The organism is Yersinia canariae, assembly GCF_009831415.1.
In the GTDB taxonomy this organism is placed as follows: Bacteria; Pseudomonadota; Gammaproteobacteria; order Enterobacterales; family Enterobacteriaceae; genus Yersinia; species Yersinia canariae.
In genome coordinates this window covers 3,994,760-4,008,625 of the sequence record NZ_CP043727.1, presented here as the reverse complement: position 1 = coordinate 4,008,625, position 13,866 = coordinate 3,994,760, and the positions used below count along the sequence as shown (strand labels likewise).

Here is a 13,866-nt window from a genome sequence, read left to right as displayed (position 1 = left end):
TGCACCGCAGGCCGTGATGGCCTGCCGGGCATGTCACCGCTAGCCTTCCAACCATTAGCCGAATATTAATCAAACCATGACTGAATCCAGCTATAACGCTGATGCCATTGAAGTACTCAGCGGTTTAGAACCAGTGCGTCGTCGTCCGGGAATGTATACGGACACCACGCGGCCAAACCACCTTGGTCAAGAGGTGATTGATAACAGCGTCGATGAAGCACTGGCAGGGCATGCCCGTCGCATTGACGTCATTCTGCACGCCGATCAATCACTGGAAGTAATTGATGACGGCCGTGGGATGCCGGTTGATATCCATCCTGAAGAAGGCGTACCTGCGGTTGAACTGATTATGTGTCGTTTACATGCAGGCGGTAAATTCTCTAATAAAAACTATCAGTTTTCTGGTGGTTTGCACGGTGTCGGTATTTCGGTGGTTAATGCCCTATCCAAGCGGGTAGAAGTAACAGTACGCCGTGATAGCCAAATCTACAGTATCGCCTTCGAAAATGGCGATAAAGTGCAGGATTTACAGGTTATTGGCACGTGCGGTAAGCGTAATACCGGTACTAGCGTACATTTCTGGCCGGATGTTTCTTTCTTTGATAGCCCGCGTTTTTCAGTCTCCCGCTTGTCACATTTGCTGAAAGCAAAAGCCGTACTGTGCCCTGGTGTGGAAATCGTCTTTAAAGATCAGGTTAATAATACCGAGCAGCGCTGGTGTTATGCCGATGGTTTGACCGATTACCTAATGGAAGCCGTTAACGGCTTGATTACCTTGCCAGAAGAGCCGTTTGTCGGCTCTTTTGCCGGGGATACCGAAGCGATTGATTGGGCACTGTTATGGTTACCGGAAGGCGGCGAGTTGCTGACCGAAAGCTATGTCAACCTGATCCCGACCATGCAGGGCGGAACTCACGTTAACGGCTTACGTCAGGGCTTGCTTGATGCCATGCGTGAGTTTTGTGAATACCGCAATATTCTGCCGCGCGGTGTCAAACTCTCAGCGGATGATATCTGGGAACGCTGTGCTTACGTGTTATCAGTCAAAATGCAGGATCCACAATTCGCAGGCCAGACGAAAGAGCGACTTTCCTCACGTCAGTGTGCCGCCTTTGTGTCCGGTGTAGTAAAAGATGCGTTCAGCTTGTGGTTGAATCAGAACGTGCAAGCTGCGGAACAGCTAGCTGAGTTGGCTATTTCCAGCGCCCAGCGCCGTATGCGTGCTGCGAAGAAAGTGGTGCGCAAGAAACTGACCAGCGGCCCGGCATTGCCCGGCAAACTGGCTGACTGTACGTCGCAAGATTTGAGCATGACCGAACTGTTTTTGGTGGAAGGGGATTCCGCAGGCGGTTCTGCCAAGCAAGCGCGTGACCGCGAATATCAGGCGATCATGCCGCTGAAAGGGAAGATCCTGAATACCTGGGAAGTGTCTTCAGATGAAGTTCTAGCCTCACAGGAAGTCCATGATATCTCTGTCGCTATTGGTATTGATCCCGACAGCGAAGACCTGAGCCAGCTGCGTTATGGCAAAATTTGTATCCTCGCGGATGCGGATTCCGATGGCTTACATATTGCGACCTTGCTGTGCGCGCTGTTTGTTCGCCACTTCCGTGCTCTGGTACGCAATGGCCACGTGTATGTCGCTATGCCGCCGTTGTATCGTATCGATTTGGGCAAAGAAGTGTTTTACGCTCTGGATGAAGAAGAAAAAGCCGGGGTATTGGAACAACTGAAACGTAAACGCGGTAAGCCAAATGTTCAGCGCTTTAAAGGGCTGGGTGAAATGAACCCGTTGCAGTTACGGGAAACAACTCTTGACCCCAATACTCGTCGCTTGGTGCAATTAACCATCGGTGATGAAGATATTGATAAGACAATGGCAATGATGGATATGCTATTGGCGAAGAAGCGCTCGGAAGATCGCCGCAATTGGCTACAAGAGAAAGGTGATACCGCTGAAATCGAGGTCTAATCGATGAAAGTGACCTTAGAAGAGTTGCAGGCTTTTACCTCGGTAGTTGACTGTGGCTCAATTACGGCGGCAGCGGAGCAGCGCAGTCAGACCACATCGGGCATCAGCCGGGCATTGAGTCGGCTGGAGCAGAAACTGGCGACGACGCTGTTGCGCCGCACTACGCGGCGGCTGGAATTGACGGAGGAAGGCGAGTTATTCCTCAGTCATGCTCGGCAAATTCTCGGTGCGGTCGATGATGCTGAAGAGCAGATTGCGCTACGGCGGCTGAAACCGGCTGGGCGGTTGCGGGTAAATGCGGCAGCACCTTTTATGCAGCATGTCATTGTGCCGATGATCACCGGTTTTCGCGCGCTATATCCACAAATTATTCTTGAGCTGAATACTGACGATCTGAATATTGATTTGTTGGAACAACGTACTGACATCGCGATTCGCATCGGCGCACTGCGAGACTCAACTATCCATGCGCGTCTGTTGGGAGCCAGCCGGGTGCGAATTCTCGCCAGCTCTGATTATCTGCAACGCCATGGCACCCCTCACACGATTGACGACTTAGCCAATCACAGCTTGCTCGGCTTCACTCAGCCGGAGTTCCTTAACCAGTGGTCACTACCTCATTTGCCGGGTGGGCGCGCATCAATTACCCCTAATCTGGCAGCATCCAGTGGGGAAACACTGCGTTTATTGGCTTTACAGGGGGAGGGAATCGTCGAGTTATCAGATTTTATGACCCGCGAAGATCAACTGGCGGGGCGTTTAGTCGAAGTGATGGCCGATCAAACGCTGGAAACCTGGCAGCCGATTAATGCGGTTTATTATCGCAATACTCAGCTTGCCGCACGGATCACCTGTTTTTTGGATTATGTCAGTGAGCAGATTAAGTTACAGGGCAGTCATTGGCTTAAAAAAAACCAATAATGCCACCGTAACCTTCTTCTGCCAGTACCGCTGGTATTAGCTTCTCAATGGCGTCTAACACCGCCTGACGACGCCCCGGTTTGACTCTTATTTCTGCAAAAACAGTAATCATAATTGACTCAACTTAGATGTGATTGTGTGTATCAAACGGCTTGATGTTTAAAATGCTCGGCCAAATGCTGACGATAACGACTAATGTCACCTTCAATATCCGGTTGTTTAATCACATCATTACACATAAATGTTGGCAAAGGCTCCATCCCAAGGAATTGATTTGCTTTATGGAAATGCAGATAAACGCCATCAACACCGACCCCTTCGAAGAACTGATTCGGATCAGTAAAAGCTTCAAGTGGTGCATTCCAGGTTACTGAAAGCATATAGGTTTTCCCTTGAATCAACCCACCAGAACCATAGCCCTTTGTGGCATCGGAGCGAGTACGGCCATCACTTTGATACAGGCGACCATGACCATAGGTAAACACTTCATCAATATATTTTTTCAAAATCCATGGTTCGCCCATCCACCAACCCGGCATCTGATAAATAACAGTATCAGCCCACAGGTAATTTTCAATTTCACTTTCAATATCATAGCCTTGGTCAACGGTAGTTATTTTAACCTGATGACCATTTTCCTGTAGACAATCGGCAGCTACATTAGTGAGAGTCAAATTAAGCGCCCCTTTGGAGTGCGCAAATTCTTTCATTGCGTTGATAATTAATACATTACTCATTGATATAATCCTTTTAAAGCCACGGGCCTGATACTGCCCAACACGGAATACTGAGTATGCTAAGGGTTTTGTGACCAGAGAAAAACACACAATGATGCATAACACTATTGCTTAATAAGCAACAAAACTCGTGGATTTAGTCATTTTGGATGTGATGCTACCCGGCGATGATGGTTTCACCTTTTGCCATAAAGCTCGGCAAGTATCGGCGGTTAATAATAGGTTTAATCGCCCGAGAGCTGCCAATCGGGGGAGCAAATAGCAGCTGAAGGGGGGCCAGCGCATAGGCAGTATAGAAAGGGAAGAGAAGCGATAGGCTACATGATGATATCGTTTTGTTGCTGCGCTGATAGAAAGAGCGGCTAATGTTACAAGGGGGAAAGATTGAGATTATCTGTGGGTTGTGACAGTAGCCCCGCAGATGAGGTACTATCGCGGGCAGAAATTGACAATGAACTTGCGGTGCCGATTTGCTGACTGACAGTGATCGCCTCCAGAGTCTGAGGATAATTGAGTAATGAGTGATTTGACTCATGACGGTGCAGAACGCATACCGCTGCACACCTTTACTGAAAACGCCTATCTGAACTATTCCATGTACGTCATCATGGATCGGGCGTTGCCGTTTATCGGCGATGGTTTGAAACCGGTGCAACGGCGCATTGTCTACGCGATGTCTGAGCTGGGGCTGAGCAATAACGCAAAATTCAAAAAATCCGCCCGTACAGTCGGTGACGTGCTGGGTAAATATCACCCACATGGCGACAGCGCTTGTTATGAAGCTATGGTATTGATGGCGCAGCCATTTTCCTACCGTTATCCATTGGTTGATGGGCAAGGGAACTGGGGGGCACCGGATGACCCTAAATCTTTTGCGGCGATGCGTTACACCGAATCTCGGCTATCTAAATATGCAGAAGTTTTGCTGGGCGAGTTGGGGCAGGGCACTGTTGATTGGGTACCAAACTTTGATGGCACCATGCAGGAGCCGAAAATGCTACCTGCACGTTTGCCGAATATTCTGCTCAATGGTACCACCGGCATTGCCGTCGGGATGGCAACAGATATTCCACCCCATAATGTGCGCGAAATTGCACAGGCAGTAATTGCCCTTATTGATAAGCCCACCACTTCTCTTGACGAGTTGCTGGAGTTCGTACAAGGGCCTGATTTCCCAACGGAAGCAGAAATCATCACTCCGCGTGATGAAATTCGTAAGATTTACCAGAATGGCCGTGGGTCGGTGCGGATGCGGGCATTGTGGAAGAAAGAAGATGGTAGCGCGGTGATTACTGCCCTGCCACATCAGGTTTCCGGTGCTAAAGTGCTGGAGCAGATTGCCAGCCAAATGCGCGCTAAGAAGTTGCCGATGGTTGAGGATTTACGCGATGAATCTGACCATGAAAATCCTACTCGTTTGGTAATTGTTCCGCGTACCAATCGTGTCGATCTGGATCAGGTAATGAACCATCTGTTCGCCACCACGGATCTGGAAAGAAGTTATCGCATTAACATGAATATGATCGGCCTGGATCATCGCCCGTCAGTCAAAGGGCTGTTGGAAATCCTGACTGAGTGGCTGATATTCCGTCGTCAAACAGTACGTAACCGACTGAATTATCGGCTAGAAAAGGTATTAAAACGGCTGCATATTTTAGAAGGTTTATTGATTGCCTTCCTTAATATCGATGAAGTTATTCATATCATCCGTACTGAGGATGAGCCAAAACCATTGCTGATGCAGCACTTTGCGATTTCTGAAACTCAGGCTGAAGCTATCCTCGAACTGAAACTCCGCCATTTAGCTAAATTGGAAGAGATGAAGATCCGCGGTGAGCAAGATGATCTAGCCAAAGAACGCGATCAATTACAGGCGTTATTGGCATCAGAACGTAAGCTTAACACACTGATTAAAAAAGAAATCCAGGCTGATGCTGCTGCTTATGGTGATGACCGCCGTTCACCACTGACTGAGCGCGGTGAAGCCAAAGCCATGAGTGAGCATGACATTGTGCCGTCTGAGCCGGTGACCATCGTGTTGTCTGAAATGGGATGGGTGCGCAGTGCCAAAGGCCATGATATTGACCCGAGTGGATTAAGTTATAAAGCCGGTGATAGCTTCCGTGCTGCGGCACGCGGCAAGAGTAACCAACCGGTGGTCTTTATGGACTCAACCGGCCGCAGCTATGCGTTGGACCCACTGGCACTACCGTCAGCGCGTGGGCAAGGGGAGCCGCTAACCGGTAAGTTAACTCTGCCGCCAGGGGCAACTATTGAACAGGTATTGATGGCGTCAGACGATCAGAAGTTATTGATGGCTTCAGATGCGGGTTATGGTTTTGTCTGTACATTCAATGATTTGGTTGCCAAAAACCGAGCTGGTAAGACGATGATTACCTTGCCGGAAAATGCCAAAGTGTTGCCGCCATTGGAAATTTATGGGCCGGATGACATGCTGCTATCCATCACTGCTGCTGGCCGTATGTTGATGTTCCCGGTGGCAGATCTACCTGAGTTATCAAAAGGTAAGGGCAATAAAATAGTCTCAATCCCAGCGGCGGATGCTGCTGCGGGTAAAGATCGCCTGGTCTGGTTATTTGTCTTGCCTCCTCAAACATCCATTACCCTTCACTTCGGTAAACGTAAGCTAACCTTACGGCCAGAAGATTTGCAGAAATTCAGAGCTGAACGTGGCCGGAAAGGTTCTCCACTGCCTCGTGGTCTGCAACGTATTGATCGCGTTGATGTTGATGCACCAGAGCGGCCGATACCCATAGATAATGAAGAGTAATTAGGTGGTAGCCCGCCAATGTAACAGGGAGCGCGCGTAATTTGCGCGCGCTGTCGCGTAACCGGACTAGGGTAAGGAATCTGCGCGGTGTTTTGCTCGGAAATCGTTATACTAGCGCCGATTACGAATCTAAGAGTGAGTGTTTAAGAGGTTGTTATGCTATTAATTGTGCGCACGGTGCTGGCAGTTTTATATTGTTTTCTAGTGTGTGTATTTGGTTCGATTTATTGCCTGTTTCGCCCACGGAATCCGCGTAATCTTGCCACGTTCGCCCATCTCTTTGGCCGAATGTCAGTATTATTTGGGATTACCGTTGAGCAGCGAATTCCCTCAGATGCAGCGCACTACGGTACCTGCATTTATATCGCAAACCATCAAAATAACTACGATATGGTCACGATGTCGAATGTCGTTCAATCCGGCACTGTCACCGTGGGTAAAAAGAGCTTGCTGTGGATACCGTTATTTGGCCCATTATATTGGCTGACGGGGAATCTTCTTATTGACCGTGATAACCGGGCTAAAGCACATGGTACTATTGCTCAAGTTGTTGAACAAGTTAAGAAAAAGAATGTTTCTATCTGGATGTTCCCCGAAGGGACTCGTAGCCGTGGCCGTGGTTTGCTGCCGTTCAAGACTGGTGCATTTCATGCAGCTATCGCCGCAGGGGTGCCAATTGTGCCAATCTGTGTGTCCAGTACTAACCATATCAAGTTAAACCGTTGGTCAAATGGCAAAGTTATTGTAGAAATAATGCCGCCAGTTGATACCACCGGGTATGGCAAAGATCGCGTTCGTGAGTTGTCAGAGCATTGCCGTAATTTGATGCTGGCTAAAATTGAACAACTTGATGCAGAAATTGCCCAGCAGGCAGCAACTGAAAAATAATCCATTAGCGCCTGCCCACGGGTTATTCTGCGGAGATTATTTTGCCCGAAGTTAATTTTTGGATTTTCATTTAAACGACTCTGGTCGTGAGCGTTTTGCCGTCCTTCAGCGTTATACGCAGTCAGGCAAAATTTTGCAGTAAGTTTGATTGTGGTTTTCACGGAGAAGATATGTCACTCAGTCGTCGCCAGTTCATTCAGGCTACGGGCTTAGCGCTTGGCGCAGGCTCGTTGCCATTGAGGGCACAGGCTAATAGTACCCAGCAATCCTCGTTACCTATTCCACCTTTACTGGAATCTCGCCGTGGCCAACCGTTGTTTTTGACTTTACAGCGGGCGCACTGGGCCTTCAGTGGCAGACAAAAAGCGGCGGTGTGGGGTATCAATGGTATGTATCTGGGGCCGACTGTCCGGGTTTATAGCGGGGATGACGTTAAGCTCATTTATAGCAACCGTTTGACTGAGCCAGTATCAATGACCATCAGTGGGCTACAAGTTCCGGGCACATTGATGGGGGGCGCGTCGCGTATGATTTCCCCTGGTGTCGATTGGTCGCCAGTATTGCCAGTAAGGCAACCCGCTGCCACCTGTTGGTATCATGCCAATACACCTAACCGCATGGCACCCCATGTTTATAATGGGCTGGCCGGTATGTGGCTGGTGGAAGATGACGTCAGCAAAGCCATGCCGCTGCCGAGCCATTACGGTGTTGATGATTTTCCGATTATTATTCAGGACAAGCGGCTCGATAACTTCGGCGTACCGGAATATGACCCACCAGCCAAAGGTGGTTTTATCGGTGACACTTTGCTGGTTAACGGTGTGCAAAGCCCGTTTGTTGAAGTTTCTCGTGGTTGGGTGCGGTTACGTTTATTAAATGCATCCAATGCCCGTCGCTATACCTTACAACTGAGTGATGGCCGCCCATTGCATGTGGTTGCCAGTGATCAGGGTTTTCTACCCGCGCCTGTGGCGGTGCAGCAGCTCTCGTTAGCGCCGGGTGAGCGGCGTGAAGTCGTTATTGATATGTCACAGGGCAGCGAAGTGTCGATTACGGCCGGTGAATCCGCCGGGATTATGGATCGATTGCGCGGGCTTTTTGAGCCATCGACTATTCTGATTTCTACCTTGGTGCTGACATTAAAACCAACTGGCCTGTTGCCGTTGGTCACTGATAATTTACCAATGCGTTTGCTCTCAGATCAGATTTTGGACGGCAGTGTGGTTCGTTCCCGCGAGTTCCGTTTAGGGGATGACTTGCCAGGAATTAATGGCGCTATCTGGGATATGAACCGGGTTGATGCTCAAGCACAGCAGGGTACTTGGGAACGTTGGACCATTCATGCCGATATGCCGCAAGCATTCCATATTCAGGGCGTTTCGTTCTTGGTGAAAAACGTCAATGGTGCGCCCGCGATGGCCGAAGATCGTGGCTGGAAGGATACAGTTTGGGTTGATGGTGATGTGGAATTGTTGGTGTATTTCAATCAGGTCTCTTCTGAACATTTCCCATTCCTGTTTTACAGCCAGACCCTCGAGATGGCAGACCGTGGAACCGCCGGGCAACTGGTGACGCAGGCGGCGCCAACACTCGGCTAAGGGCAATAGGGCCATTGCTTCAATTGATATTGATTCGGTGGCCCTGCTCTCAGTGATGTTCTTAATCACATTATCAAATGATATATCCTTCCTCTTTCCGTGGATAAATGCGTATAATCGCCGCCCGGTGATGATTTCTTAACCCGAACCACCTCAATTTCCCCAATTCAAAGAGTGTTGCCATGAGTACCAGCCTGATCCAGCCAGAGCGCGACCTGTTTTCTTATCAGCCTTATTGGGCTGAATGCTATGGCACTGCGCCATTCCTGCCGATGTCTCGCGAAGAAATGGACATATTGGGCTGGGATAGCTGCGACATTATTGTCATCACCGGTGATGCGTATGTCGATCACCCCAGTTTTGGCATGGCTATCATTGGCCGCATGCTGGAGGCTCAGGGCTTCCGTGTTGGGATTATTGCTCAGCCAGATTGGAGCAATAAAAATGATTTCATGCGCTTGGGTGAACCGAATCTGTTCTTCGGGGTTACTGCGGGCAATATGGACTCGATGATTAACCGATATACCGCTGACCGTAAGTTGCGCCATGACGATGCATACACGCCAGATAACCAAAGCGGTAAGCGGCCAGACCGTGCCACGCTGGTGTATAGCCAGCGCTGCAAAGAAGCCTATAGTCATGTACCTGTTTTATTAGGGGGTATTGAAGCCAGCTTACGGCGTATTGCCCACTATGATTATTGGTCAGATACTGTACGCCGCTCGGTGATTGTGGATGCCAAAGCCGATATGTTGGTATATGGCAATGGTGAGCGGCCACTGGTTGAGGTTGCACACCGCTTGGCTGCTGGTGAGAAAATCGCTGATATTCAGGATGTCCGTAATACCGTTGTCATGCGCAAAACCGCATTACCGGGCTGGAGTGGTGTGGATTCTACCCGGATGGATAAACCGGGCCGAATAGAAGCTATTCCTAACCCGTATGGCGAAGATTTGCCGTGTGCGACGGACAGTGTGCCTGAGCCGGAAGCCAAGCCAATTACCGTGCGAGCCGCTAAACCCAAGCCGTGGGAAAAAACCTATGTCTTGCTGCCATCCTATGAAAAAGTGAAAGCGGATAAAGTGCTGTATGCCCACACTTCGCGGATTTTGCATCATGAAACCAACCCAGGCTGTGCGCGGGCTTTGATGCAAAAGCACGGCGATCGCTATATCTGGATTAACCCACCGGCTATTCCACTTAGCACCGAAGAAATGGACAGTGTTTTTGCGCTCCCTTATCAGCGCGTACCGCATCCATCGTATGGGAAATCACCGATTCCGGCTTACGATATGATTCGTTTTTCGATCAATATTATGCGCGGTTGTTATGGTGGTTGCTCGTTTTGTTCTATTACCGAACATGAAGGGCGTATTATTCAGAGCCGTTCTGAAGACTCCATCATTCGTGAAATAGAAGAAATCCGCGATAAAGTCCCTGGTTTTACGGGTATTATTTCTGATCTGGGTGGCCCGACGGCAAATATGTATATGTTGCGTTGCCAGTCACCTCGAGCCGAGCAGACGTGTCGTCGCGCATCCTGTGTTTATCCTGAAATCTGCCAGCACATGGATACTAACCATCAGCCGACGATCTCTTTGTATCGGCGAGCGCGTGATTTAAAAGGGATTAAAAAAATCCTGATCGCCTCCGGTGTTCGCTATGACCTGGCAGTGGAAGATCCGCGTTATATCAAAGAATTAGCTAGCCATCATGTAGGCGGCTACTTAAAAATAGCGCCGGAACACACCGAGGAAGGGCCACTTTCCAAAATGATGAAACCGGGGATGGGCAGCTATCAGCGCTTTAAAGAGCTGTTTGATACCTATTCCAAGCAGGCGGGTAAAGAGCAGTATTTGATTCCTTATTTCATCTCTGCGCACCCAGGGACGGAAGATAAAGATATGGTCAATTTGGCTCTTTGGCTCAAGAAAAACCGCTTCCGTTTGGATCAGGTGCAGAATTTCTACCCATCACCGCTGGCTAACTCCACAACCATGTATTACACCGGCAAAAATCCGCTGGGCAAAGTGGATTACAAGAGTGAGGATGTTGTTGTTCCTAAAGGTGATCGCCAACGGCGGTTGCATAAAGCATTGCTGCGCTATCATGATCCCGCGAACTGGCCGATGATTCGCACAGCATTAGAAGATATGGGGCTGCAACATCTGATTGGTGGCCGTCGTGAATGCTTGGTTCCGGCCCTAACTCTGGAAGAGCAACGTGAAGCTCGCCGGGCGTATCGGCAACATACTCCGGCACTGACTAAGCACACGTCGATAACTCGCCAGCGCCAGCCGGGTAGCCGCACAAACACCACTCCTGCCGGTAAAACACCTGAAAATAAAGCTTCTTCGGGTAAAGTCGTGCGGGCAACCGCGGGCACATCTACGCCCAAGGCATCAGGTAGCAAAACCGGCGCAAACAGAGCGCCGGTGAATAAACCCGCTGGAGCGACCAGAGGGAAAGCCAAGCATCATTAAGCTGATAAATCAGCGGTCAGATCCGAAAACATCCGGGTCTGGCCCCAGCCGCTTTCCGCTATCTAACTTCGAAATTGCCGTCAGTTCATCTTTGTGTAGTTTAAAATCAAATACTGCAAAGTTTTCCCTGATACGTGCCGGTGTTACTGACTTTGGAATAACAATCAGCCCGCAGTCCAGATGCCAACGGATCACGATTTGTGCCGGTGTTTTGCTGTATTTTTGTGCTAATTGACGAATGACCGCCTGATCAAAAACGCCATCGCCACCCTGAGCAAGTGGGCTCCAGGACTCAGTCGCAATATGATGTGTGGCATTCCAGGCATGGAGCTGCCGCTGTTGTAGCAAAGGGTGAAGCTCAATCTGATTAACAGCAGGGGCTACGCCGGTTTCATCAATTAACCGTTGCAGATGAGGGATATTGAAGTTACAGACCCCAATACTGCGGATCAAACCCTTTTCTTTCAGTGCGATAAGTTCACGCCAAGCACTGACATAGCTGTCCTGAGCAGGATCTGGCCAGTGGATTAGATACAGATCCACATAATCGAGCTGAAGTTTTTCCAGACTCTCTTCCAGTGCTTGCTTTGGATTATGCTGACTGTCATTCCACAGTTTGGTGGTGATAAAGAGCTCATCACGGGCGACATTGGCGGTTTTCAGCGCCTGACCAACCCCCTCCTCATTCTTATAAATAGCCGCAGTATCGATTGATCGATAGCCGACCTCCAGCGCCTTGCTGACAGCAAGTTGTGTTTCTTCAATGCTTGCTTGCCAAACGCCAAGGCCGAGTTGTGGCATCAGATTTCCATCGTGCAATTTGATAATGGGTTGCGTCGCCATATTTATCTCCTTAGCTTACATACCCTTAGGACAAAACGTTGCGGACTTTCAACTTGCCTGTAACGCCGTTTCCTTAGGGGAGTGACTGGACTGTATCAGCCGGTTGCCGATGACTTAAGTTTAGTCACGATGACTCGACTTATTAGTTTGTCTTAAAATAACGCAAAGGCGGACGGTTAAGAGCGGGATTATGAACCTCTTAACATTCCGCCAAGCTATGATTGTTAGACCGCAGCTTCGTAGATACGTTTGCTATCGGCTAAAGTGATGTCGCCGTGTTCGCCAAGGGCAGTCATCCCGTGCTCTTCTAATTTTTTGATAAGCAAGGGAATAGTGCTGCCATCGAGTTTGTAATCGGACAAACGAGTTGCGACACCCATGCTTTCAAAGAAGTGACGAGTTGCTTCAATGGCAGCATCAATGCGTTGGTCTTCGCTACTTTCGCGGATATTCCACACACGCTCTGCATATTGCAGTAATTTCGCGCGTTTTTGTTGTTTTTTCTCCACCAACAAGGCCGGTAATATCACGGCCAATGTTTGCGCATGGTCCAACCCGTGACGTGCTGTCAGTTCGTGGCCCAGCATATGCGTCGCCCAGTCTTGTGGCACACCAGCACCAATTAGGCCGTTTAATGCCATAGTCGCGCTCCACATAATGTTGGCACGGACATTGTAATTTTCAGGATCAGTCAAGGCTTTCGGGCCATCTTCAATCAGTGTTAGCAGCAAGCCCTCAGCAAAACGATCTTGCACTTTTGCATCGACCGGATAAGTCAGATATTGCTCAATAGTGTGAACAAAAGCATCGACCACACCATTAGCGACCTGGCGTGGCGGCAAGGTATAAGTTACCACTGGGTCCAGCACAGCAAACAGCGGCTGGACGAGAGGTGAGAAGAAATGTTGTTTATCGCCGGTGCTGCGGCGGCTGATAACAGCACCGCTGTTAGTTTCAGAGCCGGTTGCAGGCAAGGTCAGGACTGAACCCATTGGCAGCGCTTCTTTGATATCTCTGCCGGTGGTTTCCAGAATATGCCATGGATCTTGTGGATAATTGACCGCCGCCGCGATGAATTTAGTGCCATCCAAGACTGAACCGCCGCCCACCGCGAGTAGGAAATTGATTTTCTCACTCCGGCAAACCTCGACTGCTTTCATTAAGGTTTCATAAGTTGGGTTTGGCTCTATGCCGCCAAACTCCACGAAATCAAAGCCTTTCAGCGCTTGGTGAACTTGGTCGAGCACACCATTTTTCTTGATGCTGCCGCCACCATAGGTAATTAAAATTCGGGCATCAGCAGGGATTTCTTTATTCAGTTGCGCTATCTGACCAGTACCAAACAGCACTTTAGTTGGGGTATGAAGGGTAAAATTTTGCATGATTTGTCTTCCAGCGTTGAGTAAGAATTTATTGATAGTCATTGTCGGTAACCTGATAGCATACCTCAATGCACATTTCTGCCTTGCTCTTGCCTATTTCTCTAAATCACTGTAGAAAACACGCAAAAAAGGACTCCGATAACTACTGACACACCTGTGTGATGCAGTCCAACTCAGTCAATCAGGATAGTGATATCTGAGTAAAAAAACGGGCAGAAAATAGAATTTTCGCCCGTTTAATGAATTGCACT

The 13,866-nt window shown here is 49.1% G+C and carries 9 protein-coding genes and 1 pseudogene; 6 read left to right on the top strand and 4 right to left on the bottom strand.

Annotation, left to right across the window (positions count from 1 at the left end; all coding sequences use genetic code 11):
- Window positions 1–76 precede the first annotated feature (76 nt).
- Window positions 77–1,972, top strand: a complete 1,896-nt coding sequence (parE, locus tag F0T03_RS18385; RefSeq protein ID WP_145554053.1) for a DNA topoisomerase IV subunit B — start codon at window positions 77–79, stop codon at window positions 1,970–1,972.
- A gap of 3 nt (window positions 1,973–1,975) precedes the next feature.
- Window positions 1,976–2,893 carry a LysR substrate-binding domain-containing protein gene (locus tag F0T03_RS18380; RefSeq protein WP_145554054.1) on the top strand — a complete coding sequence of 306 codons (918 nt, stop codon included), beginning with the start codon at window positions 1,976–1,978 and terminating at the stop codon, window positions 2,891–2,893.
- A 1-nt stretch (window position 2,894) separates the two neighbouring features.
- Here the strand turns inward: F0T03_RS18380 and F0T03_RS18375 are convergent.
- Both F0T03_RS18375 and F0T03_RS18370 read right to left on the bottom strand, forming a co-directional pair.
- Window positions 2,895–3,005, bottom strand: a pseudogene (locus F0T03_RS18375) (putative quinol monooxygenase); the annotation flags it as partial.
- Between the two features lie 31 nt (window positions 3,006–3,036).
- Window positions 3,037–3,630 (bottom strand): NAD(P)H-dependent oxidoreductase, encoded by a 594-nt coding sequence (locus F0T03_RS18370; RefSeq protein ID WP_159679970.1) that lies wholly within the window; start codon window positions 3,628–3,630, stop codon window positions 3,037–3,039.
- A gap of 517 nt (window positions 3,631–4,147) precedes the next feature.
- Between F0T03_RS18370 and parC the strand changes: the two genes are divergently transcribed.
- From parC to F0T03_RS18350, 4 genes are all read left to right on the top strand, one after another.
- Window positions 4,148–6,421 carry a DNA topoisomerase IV subunit A gene (parC, locus tag F0T03_RS18365; protein ID WP_159679968.1) on the top strand — a complete coding sequence of 758 codons (2,274 nt, stop codon included), beginning with the start codon at window positions 4,148–4,150 and terminating at the stop codon, window positions 6,419–6,421.
- A 156-nt stretch (window positions 6,422–6,577) separates the two neighbouring features.
- Complete coding sequence (locus F0T03_RS18360; protein WP_145554062.1) at window positions 6,578–7,309, top strand: 1-acylglycerol-3-phosphate O-acyltransferase; 732 nt, start codon at window positions 6,578–6,580, stop codon at window positions 7,307–7,309.
- Between the two features lie 170 nt (window positions 7,310–7,479).
- Window positions 7,480–8,907, top strand: coding sequence for a cell division protein FtsP (gene ftsP, locus F0T03_RS18355; protein WP_145554064.1), 1,428 nt, complete (start codon window positions 7,480–7,482; stop codon window positions 8,905–8,907).
- 182 nt (window positions 8,908–9,089) lie between these two features.
- The gene (locus tag F0T03_RS18350) at window positions 9,090–11,390 is read left to right on the top strand and encodes a YgiQ family radical SAM protein (protein ID WP_159679966.1); all 2,301 of its coding nucleotides are present in this window, start codon (window positions 9,090–9,092) and stop codon (window positions 11,388–11,390) included.
- A gap of 9 nt (window positions 11,391–11,399) precedes the next feature.
- On the opposite strand, the gene dkgA is transcribed toward F0T03_RS18350, so the two are convergent.
- Both dkgA and yqhD read right to left on the bottom strand, forming a co-directional pair.
- Window positions 11,400–12,233: a 2,5-didehydrogluconate reductase DkgA gene (gene dkgA, locus F0T03_RS18345; RefSeq protein ID WP_145554068.1), complete on the bottom strand. Its 834-nt coding sequence runs from the start codon at window positions 12,231–12,233 to the stop codon at window positions 11,400–11,402.
- Window positions 12,234–12,457: 224 nt separating this feature from the next.
- Window positions 12,458–13,615 carry an alcohol dehydrogenase gene (gene yqhD, locus F0T03_RS18340; RefSeq protein ID WP_159679964.1) on the bottom strand — a complete coding sequence of 386 codons (1,158 nt, stop codon included), beginning with the start codon at window positions 13,613–13,615 and terminating at the stop codon, window positions 12,458–12,460.
- Between the last annotated feature and the right edge of the window lie 251 nt (window positions 13,616–13,866).

Coding starts and splice junctions, on each gene's coding strand:
- parC (WP_159679968.1), top strand. CDS start 4,148: ATGAGTGATTTGACTCATGACGGTGCAGAACGCATACCGCTGCACACC.
- F0T03_RS18360 (WP_145554062.1), top strand. CDS start 6,578: ATGCTATTAATTGTGCGCACGGTGCTGGCAGTTTTATATTGTTTTCTA.
- F0T03_RS18370 (WP_159679970.1), bottom strand. CDS start 3,630: ATGAGTAATGTATTAATTATCAACGCAATGAAAGAATTTGCGCACTCC.
- F0T03_RS18380 (WP_145554054.1), top strand. CDS start 1,976: ATGAAAGTGACCTTAGAAGAGTTGCAGGCTTTTACCTCGGTAGTTGAC.
- F0T03_RS18350 (WP_159679966.1), top strand. CDS start 9,090: ATGAGTACCAGCCTGATCCAGCCAGAGCGCGACCTGTTTTCTTATCAG.
- dkgA (WP_145554068.1), bottom strand. CDS start 12,233: ATGGCGACGCAACCCATTATCAAATTGCACGATGGAAATCTGATGCCA.
- yqhD (WP_159679964.1), bottom strand. CDS start 13,615: ATGCAAAATTTTACCCTTCATACCCCAACTAAAGTGCTGTTTGGTACT.
- parE (WP_145554053.1), top strand. CDS start 77: ATGACTGAATCCAGCTATAACGCTGATGCCATTGAAGTACTCAGCGGT.
- ftsP (WP_145554064.1), top strand. CDS start 7,480: ATGTCACTCAGTCGTCGCCAGTTCATTCAGGCTACGGGCTTAGCGCTT.